Source organism: Pandoraea sp. E26 (genome assembly GCF_000681415.1).
Taxonomy (GTDB): domain Bacteria; phylum Pseudomonadota; class Gammaproteobacteria; order Burkholderiales; family Burkholderiaceae; genus Pandoraea; species Pandoraea pnomenusa.
Genome location: NZ_AYXJ01000014.1, coordinates 21,900 through 41,635 on the forward strand (window position 1 = coordinate 21,900; position 19,736 = coordinate 41,635).

The window sequence follows — 19,736 nt, forward strand, 5'->3', positions numbered from 1 at the left end:
ACCTTTTTCGATGTCGTCCAGGACGTTCAACCTCAGTGGGCACCCATCATGGCCGAACCCGGTTGGCTTTACCCTTTCGAGGGGCTGAAGGACGGTTACCCCTCGAGCCGACAGTTCGAGGTCTGTCGAACTGCCGGCGGCGAAGGCAACGGCGTGCGAACGCTGGTTCCCTTCGCACGCGGACAACGCATCAGTCGCATGGCAGGACTGCTGTCCAGTCAGCGCAAACTGCACACCCTGCAGGTGAGCGAAACGACGCACCTCTACGATCCCCATTTTTCCGGGTTACTGCTTCACTCGTGCGCACCGTCGTCCGTGCTGGACATGAAACGACTCGAGATCTTCGCGCTCCGGGATATTTCGGCTGGCGAGTTCCTCACCATCGATTACGCCTGCACCGAGGAGGTACTGGCGCGGCAGTTTTCGTGCGAGTGCGGCGCGCCGAACTGCCGGCGATGGATCACCGGGTTTCGGGAACTGCCCGATCAGGAAGGACAGAAGCGACTGGCGGCGCCTGCGGTAGAGCCCGCCCGGCAGATTTTGCCGTGAACCGCCCACTGTCCACGATGCTGCACGTCGACACCACGGCGGTGATGGGCGACCGCGGCACCACGGACGAATCCGGTGTCGTCCCCGCCATCCACTACAGCGCGGTTTTTGCCGCGGCCGACGAATCCGCCTTTGCGCGGATGTCGAGCACCCCACGGCATCCGAGGAACTACACCCGATACGGGAACCCGGTCCATGAGCGGATCATGGCGATCATGGCCGAGCTCGAAGGGACTGAAACCGCCCTCGTGACGGGCTCCGGCATGGGCGCCATGACCACCACGCTGCTCGCCTTGCTCGGCGCGGGCGACCACGTGGTGGCCCAAACGCAGCACTACATGAGCACGTCGCGAGTACTCGACACGCTGCTCGGCAAGCTCGGCGTGAAACTCACCCTCGTCGACGCGACGGATCCCGCCGCCATGGCCGCCGCACTGCGGGAGAACACGCGTGTGATCGTCATGGAATCGCCCGCCAATCCAACACTCGCGCTCACCGATATCGGGGCGGTCACGGCGCTGGCGCGAGCTAACGGCATTCTGACCGTTGCCGACAACACGTTTGCCACCCCTCTCAATCAGCGCCCCGCCGAGCTGGGGGTCGACGTGGTTGTGCACAGCGCCACCAAATACCTGGGCGGACACCACGATCTCACCGGCGGCGTGATCTGTACCAGCCACGCGCTGGCCGAGCGGATCTGGTTGACGCATTTGAGCGTCGGCTCGGTGCTCTCGCCCATGGACGCCTGGTTGTTGCTACGCGGCCTGCGCACCCTTCCATTGCGCATGGAGCGCGTCAATGCGAATGCACTGGCGCTGGCACAGTGGCTTTGCGATCAGGCGAAGGTGCGCGACGTGGTCTACCCCGGGCTCGAGTCCCATCCGCAATTCGCACTGGCCAGCCAGCAGATGAACGGCTTCGGCGGCGTGCTGACGTTCCGGGTCCGTCGCGGCGAGGCGGCGGCCAAACGCGCGTTGTCGGCACTTCGCATTCCCCTCATCGCGGCAAGTCTCGGAGGCGTCAACTCGCTCGCCATCCACGTGGCGACGCTTTGGCATGGCACCCTGAAAGATGCCGCATCGTCGGAGCGCATGCCGTCCGATCTCATCCGGTATGCGGTCGGCATCGAACATATCGACGATCTGAAGCGCGATCTGATGAACGCGTTACGCAGTGCCTGACGGTCGAGCGTCGCACCGGCAATCCGCGATGAACCAAAAAAAAGCCCCCTCGTGGAGGGGGCTTCCGTCTTGCCGCCCCGATGGGGCAGCCAACGCGTCTGTATCGCTCAGACCGAGAACGACGAGCCGCAGCCACACGTGGTGGTTGCATTCGGGTTCTTGATCACGAACTGCGCGCCGTTGATATCTTCCTTGTAGTCGATCTCGGCGCCCACCAGATACTGGTAGCTCATCGAGTCGATCAGCAGCGACACGCCGTTCTTGTCGAGTACGGTGTCGTCTTCGTTCACGTCTTCGTCGAAGGTGAAACCATACTGAAAGCCGGAGCAACCGCCGCCCTGCACGAAAACGCGCAGTTTCAGCTCAGGGTTGCCTTCCTCGTCGATCAGTTGCTTGACCTTGTCCGCGGCGCTGTCGGTAAAGACCAGGAACGCGGGCATTTCCGTGACGGCGGCCTCAAGCGGTGCGTTCATCGCAAATCTCCATAAATCGGTTCGGTATCATTCTATTCCTAATCCCCAATTTGTGCCGACGCTCGGAAAATCAAGGGGTTAGGGGCGATAAATACCGTTACGGCAGTACGGGAATATGGGTCAGGCCCATGTTTTCCGGCAAGCCGAACATCAGGTTCATACACTGCACGCCCTGACCGGACGCGCCCTTGACCAGATTGTCTTCGACGACGAGGATCACCAGCGTGTCTTCGTTGCCGGGACGGTGGACCGCCATGCGCACATAGTTCGACGCCCGCACCCAGCGCGTCTCCGGCATCGAGCCGGCCGGCAGCACGTCCACGAACGGCTCGCCCGCGTAATACGTCTCGAACAGCGCCTGGAAATCCGTGTCGCGGGCTTCCGGCAGGATCGTCGCGTAAAGCGTCGAATGAATGCCGCGAATCGTCGGCAGCAGATGCGGCACGAACGTCAGGCCCACCTCGTAGCCGGCGATGGCTTCAAGCCCTTGCTTGATTTCCGGGTGATGGCGGTGGCCCTTCACACCGTAAGCCTTGAAGTTGTCGGCCGTCTCCGCGAGGATCAGCGACGTCTCGCCCTTACGACCCGCGCCGCTCGCGCCCGACTTGGCGTCGGCGATCAGATGCTTCGGATCCACCAGCTTGCGCCCGCCGGCGAACAACGGCGCATAACCGAGCTGTACGGATGTCGGGTAGCAGCCCGGCAGACCGATCACACGGGCGCGCTTGATTTGCTCTCGGTTGACCTCCGGCAGTCCGTAGACCGCCTCCTCGAGGATGTCCGGGCAAGCGTGCGGCATGCCGTACCACTTCTCGAATGTCGCGATGTCCTTCAGACGGAAATCCGCCGCCAGATCGATCACGCGCACGCCGGCGGCGAGCAACTCGCGCGCCTGCGCCATGGCCACACCGTGCGGCGTGGCAAAGAAGACGACGTCGCATTCGGTCAGACGGGCGTCGTCGGGTGTGCAAAAGGCCAGGTCGACACGGCCTCGCAGGTTCGGATACATGTCGGCGACCGGCGTACCCGCTTCCTTGCGCGAGGTGATCGCCGTCAACTTCACTTCCGGATGCTGCGCCAGCAAACGGAGCAGCTCCACACCGGTGTAGCCGGTGCCGCCTACGATACCTACCTTGACCATGTCCTACCCCTTTCAATCGGAATCGCGATTCTATCAAGCTTCCACGACGCATGTGGGCCGGTGACGCATCGCACGCAATGCCTTCGCACCGGCGGAAACGCGCCGCACAATGAAAAAAGGCCGCGCGAGGCGGCCTTCTTTTGCACCTGCCGGCAGCAGATGCGAACAAGCACTCGTGCGATTAACGCTTCGAGAATTGCTTGCGACGGCGGGCCTTGTGCAGACCAACCTTCTTACGTTCGACTTCACGGGCATCGCGGGTCACGAAGCCTGCGGTCGACAGCGTCGGCTTGAGCGTCGCGTCGTAGTCGATCAGTGCGCGGGTGATACCGTGGCGAACCGCACCGGCCTGACCCGTTTCACCGCCGCCCGAGACGTTGACCTTGATGTCGAACGTTTCAGCGTGGTTGGTCAGCTCGAGCGGCTGACGGACGATCATCAGCGACGTTTCGCGAGCGAAGTACTCTTTGATCGGCTTGCCATTGACGACGATGTCGCCCTTGCCAGCCTTGATGAACACACGAGCAACAGCGCTCTTGCGACGGCCGGTGCCGTAATTCCAATCGTTTTTGAACATGGCGTGGCCCTTAGATCTCGAGCGACTTCGGTTGCTGCGCTTCGTGCGGATGATTGCCGTCGGCGTACACCTTCAGCTTCTTGATCATCGCATAGCCCAGCGGACCCTTCGGCAGCATGCCCTTCACGGCCTTCTCGAGCGCACGGCCCGGGAAACGCTCTTGCATCTTGCCGAACGTGGTTTCGTAAATACCGCCCGGGTAACCCGAGTGACGGTAGTACTTCTTGTCAGTTTGCTTCGCGCCCGTAACTTTCAGCTTGGCAGCATTGACGATGATGATGTAGTCACCAGTATCAACGTGCGGCGTAAATTCAGGTTTGTGCTTGCCGCGCAGACGGCGTGCCACTTCGCTGGCGACACGGCCGAGGACTTTGTCCGTCGCGTCAATCACAAACCATTCGCGCGTCACCTCTGCCGGCTTAGCGGAAAACGTCTTCATGATCGATCCAAATAAAATGCGTTTGCCCCATTAACACCAACTTCCTGCTTGTCTGCCGGCCGCGTCCTGGCGAATCGAGTCGCATGGCGCAGTCCTGTGCTTGCAGGCTCTCCCTGATGCTTTTTCCGTGGGCATTTCCGGAAAAGCCGTTGATTATACAGAAAAATCCACTCCCCGGTAAACGGCGTTTCCGGGCGCACAAAAAAAAACCCGAACCTCAATGGGTCCGGGTTAAATCCACCAAAGGAGGAGGGTGGAGGAGACACTTGCAGGATTGCTGTGAAGCACAACAACCAATGACTGAAGTGTAGCAAAGGCGATGGTGCAACGCAAGAAAATTTATAGTGCGAAATCAAACACCATAATGTGAAAAGAGAGGCGCGGCCGAAGGATTACATAATTTCCATTAAAATCAATTATTTATACCAATTCTCGCCTTTCACCTCACCGTCCTGCGTAGCACCAAGCTTCTAAATTTAGGGTTTATCCCCCTGAAAAGCCGATCAAAAAAGCGCCAATATTGCGACGCAGCATCCCGGGACGCGAAGGTTGGCATTTCAGGGGCGCGAGCGGCGTCGTACGCGCGTCGGCGGAAGCCGCTACAATTTTCAGCTTGAATGAGATATCGGGGTTTCGAATGATGGAATGCAAGGTGAGCTGGATGGGCCAGGACGGCATGGCCTTTGTTGCGCAGACGGGCAGCGGGCACATTGTCGCGATGGACGGCGCACCGGAGGGCGGCGGCCACAATCTTGCGGCGCGCCCGATGGAGATGCTGCTCGTGGGCACCGGGGGATGCACCGCGTATGACGTGGTTCTGATCCTGAAGAAGAGTCGTGCCGAAGTGAAGGGTTGCAGCGTCACGCTCAAGGCCGAGCGCGCCAGCGAAGATCCGAAGGTGTTCACCAAGATTCACTTCCACTTCACGGTAACCGGCCGCAATCTGAATCCGGCAACGGTGGAGCGTGCCGTGACGCTCTCGCACGACAAGTATTGCTCGGCGTCGATCATGCTGGCCAAGACGGCGGAGCTCACGCACAGCGTCGAGATCGTCGAAGGCTGAATCGCCTGAGCAAACGCCGATCTTCGGAAAGACAAAAGGCTCCCTCGGGAGCCTTTTGCATTTGGTTCGGATGCAGAGCCGGCCGATAAGCCGGATTCTGTGAACGCGACTCGCGCCGCGCCTGACAATCATTCCTCTAGGCGACGCATCACTGCGCCGCTCAAGCTTCCTACCCGCAGGCTCCCGGGGGCCCCGTTGCCGGCACACGCACGAGGCGCATGCCGCTCACCTGCCTATTTGGAATTGCTCCGGGTGGAGGTTACCGTGCCGTGTGCGTTGCCGCACGCCGCGGTGCGCTCTTACCGCACCGTTTCACCCTTACCTGATCCACCTGACTTTCGTCAGGGGCCATCGGCGGTCTGTTCTCTGTTGCCCTGTTCCGCGTCTCGCGACGGATGGCCGTTAGCCATCACCCTGCCCTGTGGAGTCCGGACTTTCCTCCCCCTCCCGAAGGGAGGCGGCGATTGTCTGGCCGACTCTGCGGGGCGAAGTGTATCACGCATGCCCGCGCGACTGCCCGGGCGGACCATCGGGAACCGCTTGCGGACGCGCGGCCCGGCGGCGTTGCGCATGCCGTCCCTTTGGGACCTTGGATGTGAGGAAAGTGCCAGGCACGATACCGGGCGGTCCCGGGCTTCAGGCAGACGCCTTCTGTCGCCGTCCCGGACGGAACACGACGGTATCGCGATAGAAATCCGGCGCCTCGTTCTCCGGCCACCAGCCCGGAATGCCCAGGACGGGCAGCGGCGCGAAGTCGCGGGTCGACAGCGGCACGTCGGCGAGCACCGGTGCGATCCGGGTGTCGAGCCACGCCCTGCGCGCACCCGGCGCCCACGCGAAATAGGCGGCCGGGACGTTCACGATCCACGCATGCGCCGTGACCGATTTATAGGGCGTGACGAGCTTTTCCAGCAGCGCATGACCGAACGGCTGGACCTCGCAGGCACGCCCCCAGTCGGCGCGACGCGCGACGAACAGCGTTTGCCAGTCGAACCCGCGCAAGGCGGCGGCCAGTGCCGGATCGCTACAGGCGAAGAGCACGGCATTCTCGTCGAAAAGCGTGGCGGCGTCGCGCGTGGCGCCCCGGACAGCCCTCACCCCGTCGCGCGCGATGGCGGCGGCCTGACGACCGTTGAGCGCCGCCTTGCCCTTCGGGTAGGTCAGCCAGATCAATGCATTGAAGAAATCGTGCAGATTCCGACGCGTGGGCACGCCCCCGGTGGCGGCAATGAACGCCTCGTACGCGATGTCCGTCGGCAAGTTCTCCTGCGCGACGAACCGCAGCGCGCGCCCGTGTCCGCTCACCAGTCCGGCGGCGGCGGCCTGCGACGAGACCGCTTCACGCCAATCCCCGCGCGCCAGCGCATCGTATGCACGCTGCGCCACGGACTCGAACCAGGGTTGCCGCCAGTCGATCTCCGGCAACCCCGCGACCGGCATCGACGCGCCCACCGATGCCGTGGCGCCTGACATCACCCCTTGAGCTTCCAGCCGATGGTCTCGCCGCCGCGCAACGGCACCACCGTCGCGTCGCCCATCGGCAGTTCTGCCGGCAGTTCCCAGTCCTCACGCACGAGCGTGATCTTGTCGGCGTTACGCGGCAGTTCGTAGAAGTCCGGGCCGTGCAAGCTGGCGAAACCCTCGAGCTTGTCGAGTGCGCCCGCCTTGTCGAACGCTTCGGCGTAAAGCTCCACCGCATGCAGCGCCGTGTAGCACCCGGCGCAACCGCAGGCGGCTTCCTTCACGCCACGCGCGTGCGGCGCACTGTCGGTGCCCAGGAAGAAGCGTGCGCTGCCCGACGTTGCCGCCTTCACGAGCGCTTCGCGGTGCGTTTCCCGCTTGAGTACGGGCAGGCAGTAGTAATGCGGACGAATCCCGCCGGTAAAGATCGCGTTGCGGTTGTATAGCAGGTGATGCGCGGTGATGGTGGCGGCGATCGGACCTTCGGCACTGGCGACGTAATCGGCGGCGTCCTTCGTGGTGATGTGCTCGAACACGACCTTGAGGCCCGGGAAATCGCGGCGCAGCGGCGACATCACCTTGTCGATGAACACCTTTTCACGATCGAAGATATCGATGTCGGCGCTCGTGACTTCACCGTGAACCAGCAACGGCATGCCGACTTCCTGCATGGCTTCCAGGGCGCCGCGGCATTTGGCCAGATCGGTCACGCCGGCATCCGAATTCGTCGTTGCGCCCGCGGGGTAGAGCTTCACGCCATGCACCAACCCCGACGCCTTGGCGCGACGAATCTCTTCGGCCGGCGTGTTGTCGGTCAGGTACAGCGTCATGAGCGGCTCGAACGTATTGCCGGCCGGACGCGCCGCCAGAATGCGTTCCCGATACGCCGAGGCAAGCTCCAGCGTGGTGACCGGCGGCTTGAGGTTCGGCATGATGATCGCGCGGCCGAACTGGCGGGCGCTGTCGGGCAGCACGCTCTTGAGCACGGCGCCATCGCGCACATGCAGGTGCCAGTCATCGGGACGAGTGATAGTCAGTTCGGTGGTCATGGACGTTTTCCGGGGGCTGGGAAGGCTCCTCGCCGCGGCGGACGGCGCGACCGGGCTCGCGTGGTGACGCGTCGGCGCGACGGACCCGATGGGCGGGAATGTACGTGCACAAGGGCCGGTGCTATGCTTGTGCAACCCCATATTGTAACGGCTGCGGCGCTCCGACACGACGTGCGAAGCCAATCATCGATTTCCCCGTACCATGTGCCAACTTCTCGCGATGAATTGCGCGGAACCGACCGACATCACGTTCTCATTTACCGGTTTCGCGGCACGTGGCGGGGGCACCGACAGCCACGCCGACGGGTGGGGCATTGCATTTTTCGAGGACAAGGCGTGCCGCCTGTTCATCGATCACCTGGCGGCGGCCAACTCGCCCATTGCCGAGTTGGTGAAGAAATATCCGATCAAGTCCAAGAACGTCATCGCGCACATTCGCAAAGCCACGCAAGGGGTCGTTGAGCTGGAGAACTGCCACCCGTTCCAGCGCGAACTCTGGGGACGGCACTGGATCTTCGCCCACAACGGCGACCTGCACGACTACGACCCGTTCCTCTCCGGCGTCTACCAGCCGGTCGGCACGACCGACAGCGAGCGCGCCTTTTGCGACATCATGCAGGGATTGCGCAAGCGTTTCCCCGGTTCGCAGCCACCGCTCGACGAGCTGTTCCATGCCGTGGAGGACATTGCCCGCACGATCACGCGCCACGGCGTGTTCAACTTCGTGCTCTCGAACGGCCAGGCCCTGATCGCCCACTGCTCCACGCGCCTGCACTTCATCGCGCGTCAGTGGCCGTTCACCAAGGCGCACCTGATCGACGCCGACTGGGAAATCGATTTCGCCAAGTTCACCACGCCGGCCGACCGCGTGGCCGTGATCGCCACGGCGCCGCTCACCGACAACGAGGTCTGGACCACTTTCGAGCCCGGCGAACTGATTCTCTTCGAGAAGGGTGCGCCCACGCTTCGCACGATCGTGCCGATTCCGGAAGCCGTGCGGCTGCGCAACGCGCAGAACACGGCCTGCCTGTAACCGGGGCGCTCGCCGCCCTGGACGGCTTTCGCGGGCCCGCAAACCTCACCTCTGCCGCGCGCAAAAAAAAAGCGTGCCCGAAGACACGCTTTTTCCTTTGCGACGGCGGCGATCAGTGCAGGATCTTGGCCAGGAAGTCCTTGGCGCGGTCCGACTTCGGATTCGCGAAGAACTCATCCTTCTTGTCGTCTTCGACGATGATGCCCTGGTCCATGAAGATCACGCGGTTCGCAACCTTCTTGGCGAAGCCCATTTCGTGCGTGACAACCATCATGGTCATGCCTTCCTGAGCCAGTTCGACCATCACGTCGAGCACTTCGTTGATCATTTCCGGGTCGAGCGCCGAGGTCGGCTCGTCGAACAGCATGGCGATCGGGTCCATGCACAGCGCACGGGCGATGGCCACGCGCTGCTGCTGGCCGCCCGAGAGCTGGCCCGGGAACTTGTGCGCATGCGCCTTCAGGCCCACACGCTCGAGCAGCTTGAGACCCTTGTCGCGAGCGGCTTCCTTGCTGCGGCCGAGCACCTTGACCTGCGCGAGCGTCAGGTTTTCCGTGATCGACAGATGCGGGAACAGTTCGAAGTGCTGGAACACCATGCCGACGCGCGAGCGAAGCTTGGCCAGGTTCGTCTTGGGGTCTGCCACCGAGGTGCCGTCGACGATGATCTCGCCTTGCTGGATCGGCTCCAGACCGTTGACGGTCTTGATGAGCGTGGACTTGCCCGAACCCGACGGGCCGCACACCACCACGACTTCACCCTTCTTGACTTCAGTGGAGCAGTCCGTGAGCACCTGGAACTGGCCGTACCACTTGGAGACGTTTTTCAGGGTAATCATTTCGCCAACCTCTTTTGAAGACGTTTAACCAACATCGAAACCGTAAAGCAGATCACAAAGTAGACCGCTCCGGCAAACACAATCATGGCAGGCAGCGTACCGTCGCGCTGACCCACCTGATACGCCATGCCGAAGAAGTCGGCCAAGGCGATCGCGTACACGAGCGAGGTGTCCTGGAACAGAATGATGCCCTGCGTGAGCAGCAGCGGCACCATGTTGCGAAACGCCTGCGGCAGCACCACGAGGCCCATTGCCTGCCAGTACGACATCCCCAGCGCGAACGCGGCGGACATCTGGCCGCGCGACACGCTCTGGATACCCGCGCGGATGATTTCCGAATAATACGCCGCCTCGAACAACGAGAAGGCGACCAGGGCGGAGACCATGCGGATGTCCCACGTCGGCGGCACGTCGAGCAGCGAACGCAGCACCTGCGGCACGATCAGGAAGAACCACAGCAGCACCATCAGCAGCGGGATCGAGCGGAACACGTTCACGTACAGGTCCGCGAACCACTTCAGAACGGTCACGCCCGACAGGCGCATCATCGCGAGCAGGGTGCCCCAGACGATGCCGACGATCACGGCAAGCACCGTGATCTGCAACGTCGTGACCATGCCCTTGATGAGCAGCGGCGCTGCGTCGATGGCGCCGCCCCATGCAAAGATCTCACCCATTATTTGCCCCCGATGTAGCCCGGCAGGCGGGTCTTGGCTTCGATGAAGCGCATGAGCACCAGCACCGCGATATTGATGATCATGTACGCGATCGTCACGGCGATGAACGATTCGTAGCTATGTGCCGTGTAGTCGATGAGCTGCTTGCCCTGACCGGTCAGTTCGAGCAGGTTCACCGTGGAGATCACGGCCGAGTTCTTGAAGATGTTGACGAATTCCGAAGTGATCGGCGGGATCACCACGCGAAAGGCCACCGGCAGCAGCACGAAGCGATACGTCTGCGGCAGCGTGAGGCCCATGGCCAGCCCGGCGTTCTTCTGGCCCTTGGGCAGCGAATTGATACCGGAGCGCACCTGCTCGCACACGCGGGCGGCCGTGAACAGGCCCAGGCCGATCACACCGGTGAGCAGCGAGACATTCGCCGGATTGAGCGAGAACAGCCACTGGCGAACCCCTTCCGGCAGGAAGTCAGGCGCGACGTAATACCAGAAGAACAACTGCACCAGCAGCGGGATGTTACGGAACAACTCGACGTATGCCGTCGCGAAGCCGGAAATCCATTTGTTTGGGATGGTGCGCATGACGCCGAGCACGGAGCCGACGATGAGCGCGATGATCCAGCCGCCGAGGCCCACCTCGAGCGTGAGCTTGAGGCCCGAGAGCAGCCACCCGAAGTAGGTGGTGTCCTCACCGGTCGCCACCGGCTGGAAGAAAAAACTGAAATCGAGACCGAGAGCCATGATCTCCCCTCTTCTACTTGTCTTGCTTAAAAAGAAGCGGAAGGATTGACTCCTTCCGCTTCAGCATTACGCAGATGCAGCGCTGTGAATGTTCAGCGAACGACCTGGCAGGTCCGGCTTACTTGGCGCCCTGAACGTCAGCATTGTCGTTCGGCGCCTTCCACAGGGCGGCCATCTCGGCCGACGGCGGGAAGTCCATGTTCACGCCGTTGAGCGCCGGGATCGGCTTCTGGAACCACTTGGCGTAGTCCTTCTGGGCCTGGCCCGACTTCTGGTAGTCGGCGACAGCCTTGTCCACCACCTTCTTGAAGGCCGGGTCGTCCTTGCGCATCATGCAGCCGTAGGCTTCGTACGATTGCGGCTTGCCGACGATGCTGTAGTCCTTGGCGTCCTTGAACTTGGCGCGCTCGCCCGCGAGCAGGGCGTCATCCATCATGAACGCGACGGCACGGCCCGAATGCAGCGTGATCGCCGCTTCGCCGTGGTCCTTCGCGCTGATGATGTTCATGCCCATGTTGTCTTTCTGGTTCATCTCGCGCAGCAGACGCTCGGAGGTCGTGCCCGCCGTGGTCACGACGTTCTTGCCCTTGAGGTCGGCGAAATCCTTCACGCCCGAGCTGTTCTTCGTCAGCAGGCGCGTGCCGATGATGAAGAACGTGTTCGAGAACGCGGCCTGCTTCTGGCGCTCGGCGTTGTTCGTGGTCGAACCGCACTCGAGATCGATCGTGCCGTTCTGAACCAGCGGAATGCGGTTCTGCGACGTGATCGGGGTCTGCTTGACGTCCAGCTTCGCCAGCTTCAGGTCCTTCTTGACTTCGGCCACGATGGCCATCGCCACGTCGTTGGCGTAGCCCACGACATTGTGCTGGTTGTCATAGAACGAGAACGGAATGGACGACTCGCGGTTTCCCAGCGAGATGATGCCCGTGTCCTTGATTTTCTTGAGGGTACCGCTTTCCTGAGCTTGGGCGGCGCCCGCCATCAGGCCCACACAGCACATCGCCAATGCAATTTTCGAGAGGGTCATTCCTTGGTCTCCTTGGCACAAAACGAATGCATTTTAGCACTGCCTTTGCCCATTTTATTATTCCCGAATGTCCGGAACGCACGTCTTTTTTGACGCAATTCGCCCCGAACATTCGGTTTTTACGCATTAATGCGTATTACTACTTAGTTGGGCGGCACTGCCTGATCAGGGGTACAGGCCGCGCATCTCACGGGCTTGCAGAATGCGGGTACACGCGACGATGAAGGCCGCCGTGCGCAGCGACACCTTGTGCTCCTGCGCCACGTGCCACACGCCGTCGAAGGCTTCGCGCATGATGCGCTCCAGGCGGTGATTGATCTCTTCCTCGGTCCAGAAGAAGCTCGAGAAATCCTGCACCCATTCGAAATACGAGACGGTCACGCCACCGGCGTTGGCCACCACGTCGGGCACCACGAGGATGTTCTTGCTGCGCAGGATGTCGTCGGCGGCGGTCGTCGTCGGACCGTTGGCACCCTCGACCACGACCTTGGCGCGGATTTTGTCGGCGTTCTTCTCGGTGATCTGGTTTTCCAGGGCTGCCGGGACCAGGAATTCGCAGTCCAGCGACCAGAATTCGTCGTCCTGGATCGTCTCGGCTGCCGGGAAACCGCCCACGCCGCCGGTCTCGGCCACGTGCTTGAGCAGGTTCGGCACATCGAGGCCGTCGGACTTGAAAATGGTGCCGGTATGATCCTGCACGCCGATGACATGCGCGCCGGCCTCATGGAACAGACGCGCGGCGATCCCGCCCACGTTGCCGAAGCCCTGCACGATCACGCGCGCGCCGCGCACGTCCATGCCCAGGCGGCGGGCCGCTTCGCAGCTCACCACGAACACGCCGCGGCCGGTCGCCTCGCGACGGCCGAGCGAGCCGCCCAGCGAGATCGGCTTGCCGGTCACCACACCGGTGGCGGTGGAACCCTCGTTCATCGAGTAGGTGTCCATCATCCACGCCATGATCTGCTCATTCGTGTTGACGTCCGGCGCCGGAATGTCCTTCGTCGGCCCGATGATGATGTTGATCTCGCTGGTGTAACGGCGCGTGAGGCGCTCCAGCTCGCCACGCGAGAGTTTGCGCGGATCGACGCGGATACCCCCCTTGGCGCCGCCGTACGGCACGTTCACCGCGGCGTTCTTGACCGACATCCAGGCCGACAGGGCCATGACTTCGGACAGGGTCACGTCCTGGTGAAAACGCACACCGCCCTTGCCGGGGCCGCGCGAGGTGTTGTGCTGGACACGATAGCCCTCGAAATGGGCGATGGTGCCGTTGTCGAGTTCGATCGGGCAGTCGACGATCAGAATCCGCTTCGGGCGCTTGAGGGTTTCGACCCAGCGCGAGAGCGTGCCCAGATAGGGCGTGACGCGATCGACCTGTTGGAGATAGTTACCCCACGGACCGAGGTGCTCGGCGTCGAGGTAAGAGGGCAAGGCATGTGACGTTTGAGACATCTTTGGATTCTCCGGCTTCAATCGGCGCCGCACGCACATACCGTGCTTGCGACACGAATGGCTCGCACTTTACAAAGAACCGCAGAGAACAATCCAATGCCGAATAAACATGCATCTATGCAAATCGTGCATAGTTTTGTCATCCACCCGGCCGGGCGGCGACGTCTACCCCTTGCACTGATCGCGCACCGCCTGCCAGAACGCCTCGACGGCATCACGCTTGGCCCGCTCGCGACGGTTGCCGGCATCCGCATGGGCGAGCCGGTCGCGGTAAAGCCGGATTTCCATGTCCAGGTGCCACGGGGCGGCCGCCTTGCCCGGCGGCGCGAGATCGATGAGTTCGCCGCGCGCCACGGAGTCGACCACGGCGCTCTCCGGCAGAAACGCCACGCCGTGCCCCGCGAGCACCATCGCCTTGAGCGCTTCGGCCATGTCCGTCTCGTAGACCTTGTCCAGATGCAGCCCGCTCGACGTGTCGCCCGCCAGCAGATCGGCCATGCGCCCGAGATAGGCGTTCGACGTGTAGGCCAGGTAGGGCACCTGCGCCTCGCGCGTGCCGGGCAGCCTGAAGCGGGCGCGCTTTTGCGGCGTGGGCGCGCTGTAGGGGCTGAAGCGCTCGCTGCCCAGCACGATCATCTCGTAGCGCGCCGCGTCGAGTTGCAGCGGCTGGCTCGGATGGTAGTAGCACATCAGGAGATCGCAGCCACCGTCGGTGAGCGACATGGCCGCATCGTGGACATTGAGGGCGCGCAAGCGGCTGCGCAGCAGGCCGAGCCGCTTTTCCAGCGTCTTGAGCCAACGCGGGAAGAATGTCATCGACAGCGTGTGCGGCACGGCGAAATCGAGCACCGAGTGATCGGCGGAGCGCTGCTCACGCAGCAGCGCCCGCGCCTCCTGTGCCTGGGAGAGCAACGCCAGCGCCTGCTCGTAGAAGACTTCGCCGGCGGGGGTGAGCCGCGTGGGATAGCTCGAACGGTCGATCAGTTCGCTGCCGAGCCACGCTTCGAGCGACTGGATGCGACGCGAAAACGCCGGCTGCGTCACGTGACGCAACTCGGCCGAACGGCTGAAACTGTTCGTCTTGGCGAGCGACACGAAGTCCTCGAGCCATTTGATTTCCATGCGGCGCTCCCGCGGCTGCCATCCCAGCGCGCTAGTCTACTCAATCGTTCGCCTGGCGCACAGGGCCGGGCGTGGGCGGCCGCGCCCCCTGCGTCCCCCCGCCTCCGCCCGGCAACGACATCCGCCCCGAGCGAGTCGACCTACGACACGACCGTAGCGAAGTGAGACGCCTCGGCATCCCCCTCGTCACCGCGCCGTTGCTGCTGCAACGCCCACATTTGCGCGTAGAGGCCCTCGGCGCGCAGCAGTTCGTCGTGCGTGCCGCGCTCCACGATGCGTCCCTTGTCGAGCACGATGATTTGCGCGGCGTGCACGACTGTCGAGAGTCGGTGGGCGATCACGAGCGTGGTGCGCGAGCGCGCGATATTGCGCAGCTCGGACTGAATCGCCTGCTCGGAGCGTGAGTCCAGCGCCGACGTCGCCTCGTCGAAAATCAGGATGTGCGGATTCTTGAGGATGGTCCGCGCGATCGCCACGCGCTGCTTTTCCCCGCCGGAGAGCTTCAGGCCGCGCTCGCCGACCATCGACTCGTAACCGGCGGGCAGGCTTTCGATGAAATCGTGAATGTGCGCGGCGCGCGCGGCCGCGATCACCTGCTCGCGCGATGCGGACGGATTGCCGTACGCGATGTTGTAGTAAATGGTGTCGTTGAACAGCACCGTGTCCTGCGGCACGATGCCGATCGCCGCGCGCAGCGAATCCTGCGTGACTTCGCGAATGTCCTGGCCGTCGATGGTGATGCGTCCGGCCGACGCGCCCGCAAAGCCGACGTCGTAGAAGCGGAACAGCAGGCGCGAGAGCGTCGATTTGCCCGAGCCGCTATGGCCGACGACTGCGGTGGTCGTGCCCGCCGCGATGCTGAAGTCCACGTCGTGAAGAATCTGGCGCGACGCTTCATAGCCGAAATTCACGTGCTCGAAACGCACCAGACCGCCCTGGCACACGAGCGGTTGGGCGCCGGGCGGATCGGCCACTTCGCGATTGACGTCGAGCAGCGTGAACATGCGATCCATGTCCGTCATCGCCTGCTTGAGTTCCCGGTAGATCACGCCGAGGAAATTCAGCGGAATGTAGAGCTGCAGCATGAACGTGTTGACGAGCACCAGGTCGCCGAGCGTCATCGTGCCGTTCATCACGCCGCGCGTGGCATGCCAGAGGATCAGGATCAACCCGGTAGCGATGATCGCCTGCTGACCGAAGTTCAGCACCGAGAGCGAATTCTGCGACCGGATCGCCGCCGCGCGGTAGCGCCGGAGGTTCTCGTCGTAGCGCTGCGTCTCGAACGCCTCGTTGCCGAAATACTTCACCGTCTCGTAGTTGATGAGCGAGTCGATCGCGCGCGCATTGGCTTTCGAGTCGAGCTCGTTCATCGTGCGGCGAAAGTGCGTACGCCACTCCGTCACCTTCACCGTGAAGACGATGTAGCAGGCGAGCGCGACGAGCGTGACGATGGCGTAGAACGCGTCGTAGCGCACGACAAAGAACCCGAGCACGAGCGCCACCTCGATGAGCGTGGGCAGAATGCTGTAGAGCGAATACGAGATCATCGACTGGATGCCGCGCGTCCCCCGCTCGATGTCGCGGCTCATGCCGCCCGTCTGACGCTCCAGGTGAAAGCGCAACGACAACGCGTGAAGATGACGAAACACCCTGAGCGCGATCTGCCGCACGGCGCTTTCCGTGACCTTGGAGAACAGGATTTCCCGAAGTTCGGTGAAAAGCGACGTGGACAGGCGTACCAGGCCGTAAGCGACCACGAGCAGTCCAAGCCCGCCCACCACGATGAGACTGGGATCGTTCGCGGCGCGCGCGGTGCTCGACAGCGTGGCCACCGGGCCGAGCGCGTCGACGATGTGCTTCATGATGATCGGCACGCCGAGGTTCGCCACCTTGGCCAGGATCAGGCACGACAGGGCCAGGGTGACCCGTCCACGGAACTCGAGCAGGTAGGGCAACAGCGATTTGATCACCTGCCAGTCGCCGCGCGGCGACCGGGGCGCATTGGCAGCCGCCGGCGCGGGCTCGGCCGGAGTGAAACGTCTCATGATGGCGTGGGGCGGCGTCCGGCTCGCGCGAGGGCTTTCCGCTAGAATCGTTGATGACGTATTTTCGCAGAACCCGGCGTCTCATGCTGAGCCGACGCCGGGCAGCCTCACCGGCTCACGCAAGGAATCTCATGAGTACCCCGACCCCCGCCCTCACGGCCCTGCCCGACGAAAAAGAACTGGCCCTGCGCGTCATGCCGATGCCCGCCGACGCAAACGCCCATGGCGATGTGTTCGGCGGCTGGATCATGTCGCAGGTCGACATCGCCGGGTCGATCCCTGCCGCCCAGCGGGCCAATGGCCGCGTCGCGACGATTGCCGTCAACTCGTTCCTGTTCAAGGAACCCGTGTTCGTGGGCGACCTCCTCAGCTTTTACGCCACCATCGTGAAGACAGGCAACACGTCGATCACCGTCTACGTCGAGGCCTACGCACAGCGCATGCGCCTGTCGCACGAGATCGTGAAAGTCACCGAGGCGATGGTCACGTACGTGGCAACCGACGAAGACCGCCGTCCCCGACAGTTGCCGAAGCTCGACGCCGCGAGCTGAGCGTCACGCCACATCGCGGGCCTCCGGCGGCGGGCGGTCGCCGCCCCCCAAAAGAAACGCCGCACGCCCCGGGCAACGGGACGTGCGGCGTTCGCACATTGCCGGGCGGGCGCCCCGGCAATGCGTGCCTTACGAAAACTGCGTGAAATCCGGTTTGCGCTTCTCGAAGAACGCGGTGAAGGCTTCGCGGGCTTCCGGCGACACCAGGCGCTTGCCGAACTCCAGGGCTTCTTTGCCGATGCGCTCCCTGACGTTGCGCGCGCTGTCGCCCTTCATCAGTTGCTTGGTTACACGCAGCGACCCCGCCGGCATGGCGGCCAGCTGCGCGGCGCGTCTGGCCGCGTATTCCGAGAGCTCCGCCACAGGCACGACACGATTGACGAAGCCCATCGCCACGGCCTCGTTCACGTCGAACGGCTCGCCGAAGAGCAATTTCTCCGCGGCGCGCTGATAACCCGCCACGCGCGGCAGCAACCAGCTCGACGCCGCTTCCGGACACAGCGCCAGTTGCGAAAACGGCAACGAAAACCGCGCCGTCTCGGCCGCGTAGACCACGTCGCAGTGCAGAAGCATCGTCGTGCCCACGCCCACGGCGTTGCCCGACACGGCGGCGACGATCGGCTTGGTGGCCTCGCTGATGGCGTAAAGGAACCGGAAGACAGGGGCCTCGCCGTCCGTCGGGGGATGCTTCAGGAAGTCCTCGAGATCGTTGCCCGCCGAGAAGGCTTCGGGGTGCCCCTGGATGAGGATCACGCGCAATGTCGGATCGGCTTCCGCCGCCAGGATGCCCTCGGCCAGTTGGGCGTACATCGCGGCCGTGATCGCGTTCTTCTTGTGAGCGCGATTGAAGCTCAGCACCTGCACGGCGCCCTGACGCTGCACCAATACGTCTTCCATCTCGTCTGTCTCCTTGCGTTGCAAGCGCCCGGGCCGGAGCACCGGGGGCATCGTCCCCTGCCCCGCCGTCGTCAAAAACGCCGGGGTGCGGCCGCGCTCCCGCGAACCCGCACCCCGGCGCCACGAGCCGACGTCGATCCGGCGAGGCGTCTTGCCGGCGACCTTGCGATCACCTGCGACGGACTCGCCGCGCGCGAGCGGCGGCCCATCCGATTACATGCGCTCGAGAATCCCTGCGGCGCCCATACCCGTGCCCACGCACATCGTCACCATGCCGTACTTCAGGTTGTGACGACGCAGCGCATGCACCACGGTCGCGGCGCGAATCGCACCGGTGGCGCCCAGCGGGTGCCCCAGCGCGATGGCGCCGCCCATCGGATTGACCTTGCTCGTATCCAGATCCAGATCCTTGATGACGGCCAGCGCCTGCGCGGCAAACGCTTCGTTGAGTTCGATCCAGTCCATGTCCTGCTGAGACAGGCCGGCGGCACGCAGCGCCGCGGGAATCGCTTCCTTCGGGCCGATGCCCATGATCTCGGGCGGCACGCCGCGCACGGCGAACGAGACGAAACGCGCGAGCGGGGTAAGGTTGAACTGCTTGAGCACCTTCTCGCTCACGACAAGCAGCGCACCGGCGCCGTCCGACGTCTGCGAGCTGTTGCCGGCCGTGACCGAGCCCTTGTTGGCGAACACCGGGCGCAGCTTGGCGAGGCCTTCGAGCGACGTGTCCGGGCGTGGTCCCTCGTCGAGCGAGAGCGTGCGCGTCTTGACCGCCACTTCGCCCGTCGCCAGGTTCGGGAAGCGCTCGACGATCTCGATCGGGGTGATTTCCTGAGTAAATTCGCCGGCCTGCTGGGCCTTGATGGCCTTCTGGTGCGAGGCCAGCGCGAAGGCGTCCTGCGCCTCGCGCGTCACGCCCCACTGCTGCGCGACCTTCTCCGCCGTGAGTCCCATGCCGTAGGCGATGCCCACGTTCTCGTCGCGCTCGAAAATCGACGGCGAGAGCGACGGCGTATTGCCCATCATCGGCACCATGCTCATGCTCTCGATGCCCCCGGCGATCATGGCGTCGGCCTCGCCCACGCGGATACGGTCGGCGGCCATGGCCAGCGCCGTCAGGCCCGAGGCGCAAAAACGGTTGACGGTCACACCGCCTACCGTGTTCGGCAGCCCGGAGAGCAGCGCACCGATACGCGCCACGTTCAGCCCCTGCTGGGCTTCGGGAATCGCACAGCCGATGATGGCGTCCTCGATCACCTTCGGATCGAGATCCGGCACCTGGGCGAGCGTGCTCTTGAGGATGGTCGCGAGCAGGTCGTCCGGACGGGTGTTCTTGTAGCTGCCCTTGGGCGCCTTGCCGATCGGCGCGCGCGTGGCGGCAACGATATAGGCGTCTTGCAGTTGTTTGCTCATGTCAGTCT

The 19,736-nt window shown here is 63.4% G+C and carries 20 protein-coding genes and 1 other RNA gene; 5 read left to right on the forward strand and 16 right to left on the reverse strand.

Annotated elements, in window-relative coordinates; translation table 11 throughout:
• Nucleotides 1-48: 48 nt before the first annotated feature.
• Complete coding sequence (locus W930_RS0110125) at nt 49-549, forward strand: SET domain-containing protein-lysine N-methyltransferase (RefSeq protein ID WP_028730964.1); 501 nt, start codon at nt 49-51, stop codon at nt 547-549.
• Nucleotides 546-1,730, forward strand: a complete 1,185-nt coding sequence (locus tag W930_RS0110130; RefSeq protein ID WP_025249807.1) for a PLP-dependent aspartate aminotransferase family protein — start codon at nt 546-548, stop codon at nt 1,728-1,730. The genes W930_RS0110125 and W930_RS0110130 overlap by 4 nt, the downstream gene beginning before the upstream one ends.
• A 107-nt stretch (nt 1,731-1,837) precedes the next feature.
• On the opposite strand, the gene erpA is transcribed toward W930_RS0110130, so the two are convergent.
• The 4 genes from erpA to rplM form a co-directional block, all read right to left on the reverse strand.
• Nucleotides 1,838-2,203 carry an iron-sulfur cluster insertion protein ErpA gene (gene erpA / locus W930_RS0110135; RefSeq protein WP_023597499.1) on the reverse strand — a complete coding sequence of 122 codons (366 nt, stop codon included), beginning with the start codon at nt 2,201-2,203 and terminating at the stop codon, nt 1,838-1,840.
• A 97-nt stretch (nt 2,204-2,300) separates the two neighbouring features.
• Nucleotides 2,301-3,344, reverse strand: a complete 1,044-nt coding sequence (gene argC, locus W930_RS0110140; RefSeq protein ID WP_023597500.1) for an N-acetyl-gamma-glutamyl-phosphate reductase — start codon at nt 3,342-3,344, stop codon at nt 2,301-2,303.
• Between the two features lie 181 nt (nt 3,345-3,525).
• On the reverse strand, nt 3,526-3,921 hold the full coding sequence (gene rpsI / locus W930_RS0110145; RefSeq protein ID WP_010805092.1) for a 30S ribosomal protein S9: 396 nt from the start codon (nt 3,919-3,921) through the stop codon (nt 3,526-3,528).
• A 10-nt stretch (nt 3,922-3,931) separates the two neighbouring features.
• Entirely contained in the window at nt 3,932-4,360 is a 429-nt protein-coding gene (gene rplM / locus W930_RS0110150; protein WP_023873145.1) for a 50S ribosomal protein L13, read from the reverse strand.
• A gap of 640 nt (nt 4,361-5,000) precedes the next feature.
• Between rplM and W930_RS0110155 the strand changes: the two genes are divergently transcribed.
• On the forward strand, nt 5,001-5,423 hold the full coding sequence (locus W930_RS0110155; protein ID WP_023873144.1) for an OsmC family protein: 423 nt from the start codon (nt 5,001-5,003) through the stop codon (nt 5,421-5,423).
• A gap of 70 nt (nt 5,424-5,493) precedes the next feature.
• Here the strand turns inward: W930_RS0110155 and rnpB are convergent.
• From rnpB to pyrC, 3 genes are all read right to left on the reverse strand, one after another.
• Nucleotides 5,494-5,903, reverse strand: an RNA gene (gene rnpB / locus W930_RS29135) — RNase P RNA component class A.
• A gap of 156 nt (nt 5,904-6,059) precedes the next feature.
• Nucleotides 6,060-6,896, reverse strand: coding sequence for a DUF3025 domain-containing protein (locus W930_RS26920; RefSeq protein WP_023597502.1), 837 nt, complete (start codon nt 6,894-6,896; stop codon nt 6,060-6,062).
• Nucleotides 6,896-7,933: a dihydroorotase gene (gene pyrC, locus W930_RS0110165; RefSeq protein WP_023597503.1), complete on the reverse strand. Its 1,038-nt coding sequence runs from the start codon at nt 7,931-7,933 to the stop codon at nt 6,896-6,898. Before pyrC ends, W930_RS26920 begins: the two co-directional genes overlap by 1 nt.
• A gap of 202 nt (nt 7,934-8,135) precedes the next feature.
• Here pyrC and W930_RS0110170 point away from each other — a divergent pair, with 202 nt between their 5' ends.
• A complete protein-coding gene (locus tag W930_RS0110170; protein WP_023597504.1) occupies nt 8,136-8,966 on the forward strand; it encodes a class II glutamine amidotransferase in 831 nt (276 codons plus the stop codon).
• Between the two features lie 112 nt (nt 8,967-9,078).
• Here W930_RS0110170 and W930_RS0110175 read toward each other — a convergent pair whose 3' ends face one another.
• The 7 genes from W930_RS0110175 to W930_RS0110205 form a co-directional block, all read right to left on the reverse strand.
• Nucleotides 9,079-9,804 carry an amino acid ABC transporter ATP-binding protein gene (locus W930_RS0110175; RefSeq protein ID WP_023597505.1) on the reverse strand — a complete coding sequence of 242 codons (726 nt, stop codon included), beginning with the start codon at nt 9,802-9,804 and terminating at the stop codon, nt 9,079-9,081.
• Complete coding sequence (gltK, locus tag W930_RS0110180) at nt 9,801-10,481, reverse strand: glutamate/aspartate ABC transporter permease GltK (RefSeq protein ID WP_023597506.1); 681 nt, start codon at nt 10,479-10,481, stop codon at nt 9,801-9,803. The genes W930_RS0110175 and gltK overlap by 4 nt, the downstream gene beginning before the upstream one ends.
• Nucleotides 10,481-11,221, reverse strand: a complete 741-nt coding sequence (locus W930_RS0110185; protein ID WP_023597507.1) for an amino acid ABC transporter permease — start codon at nt 11,219-11,221, stop codon at nt 10,481-10,483. The genes gltK and W930_RS0110185 overlap by 1 nt, the downstream gene beginning before the upstream one ends.
• A 118-nt stretch (nt 11,222-11,339) precedes the next feature.
• Entirely contained in the window at nt 11,340-12,248 is a 909-nt protein-coding gene (locus W930_RS0110190; protein ID WP_023597508.1) for a glutamate/aspartate ABC transporter substrate-binding protein, read from the reverse strand.
• 165 nt (nt 12,249-12,413) lie between these two features.
• A complete protein-coding gene (locus tag W930_RS0110195; RefSeq protein WP_023873140.1) occupies nt 12,414-13,700 on the reverse strand; it encodes a Glu/Leu/Phe/Val dehydrogenase in 1,287 nt (428 codons plus the stop codon).
• A 165-nt stretch (nt 13,701-13,865) separates the two neighbouring features.
• A complete protein-coding gene (locus W930_RS0110200; RefSeq protein ID WP_023597510.1) occupies nt 13,866-14,822 on the reverse strand; it encodes a LysR family transcriptional regulator in 957 nt (318 codons plus the stop codon).
• Nucleotides 14,823-14,962: 140 nt separating this feature from the next.
• Nucleotides 14,963-16,867, reverse strand: coding sequence for an ABC transporter ATP-binding protein/permease (locus W930_RS0110205; RefSeq protein ID WP_023873139.1), 1,905 nt, complete (start codon nt 16,865-16,867; stop codon nt 14,963-14,965).
• Nucleotides 16,868-16,998: 131 nt separating this feature from the next.
• Here W930_RS0110205 and W930_RS0110210 point away from each other — a divergent pair, with 131 nt between their 5' ends.
• Complete coding sequence (locus tag W930_RS0110210) at nt 16,999-17,418, forward strand: acyl-CoA thioesterase (protein ID WP_023597512.1); 420 nt, start codon at nt 16,999-17,001, stop codon at nt 17,416-17,418.
• A gap of 129 nt (nt 17,419-17,547) precedes the next feature.
• On the opposite strand, the gene W930_RS0110215 is transcribed toward W930_RS0110210, so the two are convergent.
• Complete coding sequence (locus tag W930_RS0110215) at nt 17,548-18,315, reverse strand: enoyl-CoA hydratase (protein WP_024788521.1); 768 nt, start codon at nt 18,313-18,315, stop codon at nt 17,548-17,550.
• A 213-nt stretch (nt 18,316-18,528) separates the two neighbouring features.
• The gene (locus W930_RS0110220) at nt 18,529-19,728 is read right to left on the reverse strand and encodes an acetyl-CoA C-acyltransferase (protein WP_023873137.1); all 1,200 of its coding nucleotides are present in this window, start codon (nt 19,726-19,728) and stop codon (nt 18,529-18,531) included.
• Nucleotides 19,729-19,736: the final 8 nt, after the last annotated feature.

Bases quoted from the DNA above. Each gene is read 5' to 3' on its own strand.
- W930_RS0110200 (WP_023597510.1), bottom strand. From the start codon at position 14,822: ATGGAAATCAAATGGCTCGAGGACTTCGTGTCGCTCGCCAAGACGAAC.
- W930_RS0110155 (WP_023873144.1), top strand. From the start codon at position 5,001: ATGGAATGCAAGGTGAGCTGGATGGGCCAGGACGGCATGGCCTTTGTT.
- rpsI (WP_010805092.1), bottom strand. From the start codon at position 3,921: ATGTTCAAAAACGATTGGAATTACGGCACCGGCCGTCGCAAGAGCGCT.
- argC (WP_023597500.1), bottom strand. From the start codon at position 3,344: ATGGTCAAGGTAGGTATCGTAGGCGGCACCGGCTACACCGGTGTGGAG.
- W930_RS0110210 (WP_023597512.1), top strand. From the start codon at position 16,999: ATGAGTACCCCGACCCCCGCCCTCACGGCCCTGCCCGACGAAAAAGAA.
- rplM (WP_023873145.1), bottom strand. From the start codon at position 4,360: ATGAAGACGTTTTCCGCTAAGCCGGCAGAGGTGACGCGCGAATGGTTT.
- W930_RS0110170 (WP_023597504.1), top strand. From the start codon at position 8,136: ATGTGCCAACTTCTCGCGATGAATTGCGCGGAACCGACCGACATCACG.
- W930_RS0110220 (WP_023873137.1), bottom strand. From the start codon at position 19,728: ATGAGCAAACAACTGCAAGACGCCTATATCGTTGCCGCCACGCGCGCG.
- W930_RS26920 (WP_023597502.1), bottom strand. From the start codon at position 6,896: ATGTCAGGCGCCACGGCATCGGTGGGCGCGTCGATGCCGGTCGCGGGG.
- W930_RS0110215 (WP_024788521.1), bottom strand. From the start codon at position 18,315: ATGGAAGACGTATTGGTGCAGCGTCAGGGCGCCGTGCAGGTGCTGAGC.
- pyrC (WP_023597503.1), bottom strand. From the start codon at position 7,933: ATGACCACCGAACTGACTATCACTCGTCCCGATGACTGGCACCTGCAT.
- erpA (WP_023597499.1), bottom strand. From the start codon at position 2,203: ATGAACGCACCGCTTGAGGCCGCCGTCACGGAAATGCCCGCGTTCCTG.
- gltK (WP_023597506.1), bottom strand. From the start codon at position 10,481: ATGGGTGAGATCTTTGCATGGGGCGGCGCCATCGACGCAGCGCCGCTG.
- W930_RS0110195 (WP_023873140.1), bottom strand. From the start codon at position 13,700: ATGTCTCAAACGTCACATGCCTTGCCCTCTTACCTCGACGCCGAGCAC.
- W930_RS0110125 (WP_028730964.1), top strand. From the start codon at position 49: ATGGCCGAACCCGGTTGGCTTTACCCTTTCGAGGGGCTGAAGGACGGT.
- W930_RS0110175 (WP_023597505.1), bottom strand. From the start codon at position 9,804: ATGATTACCCTGAAAAACGTCTCCAAGTGGTACGGCCAGTTCCAGGTG.
- W930_RS0110190 (WP_023597508.1), bottom strand. From the start codon at position 12,248: ATGACCCTCTCGAAAATTGCATTGGCGATGTGCTGTGTGGGCCTGATG.
- W930_RS0110185 (WP_023597507.1), bottom strand. From the start codon at position 11,221: ATGGCTCTCGGTCTCGATTTCAGTTTTTTCTTCCAGCCGGTGGCGACC.
- W930_RS0110205 (WP_023873139.1), bottom strand. From the start codon at position 16,867: ATGAGACGTTTCACTCCGGCCGAGCCCGCGCCGGCGGCTGCCAATGCG.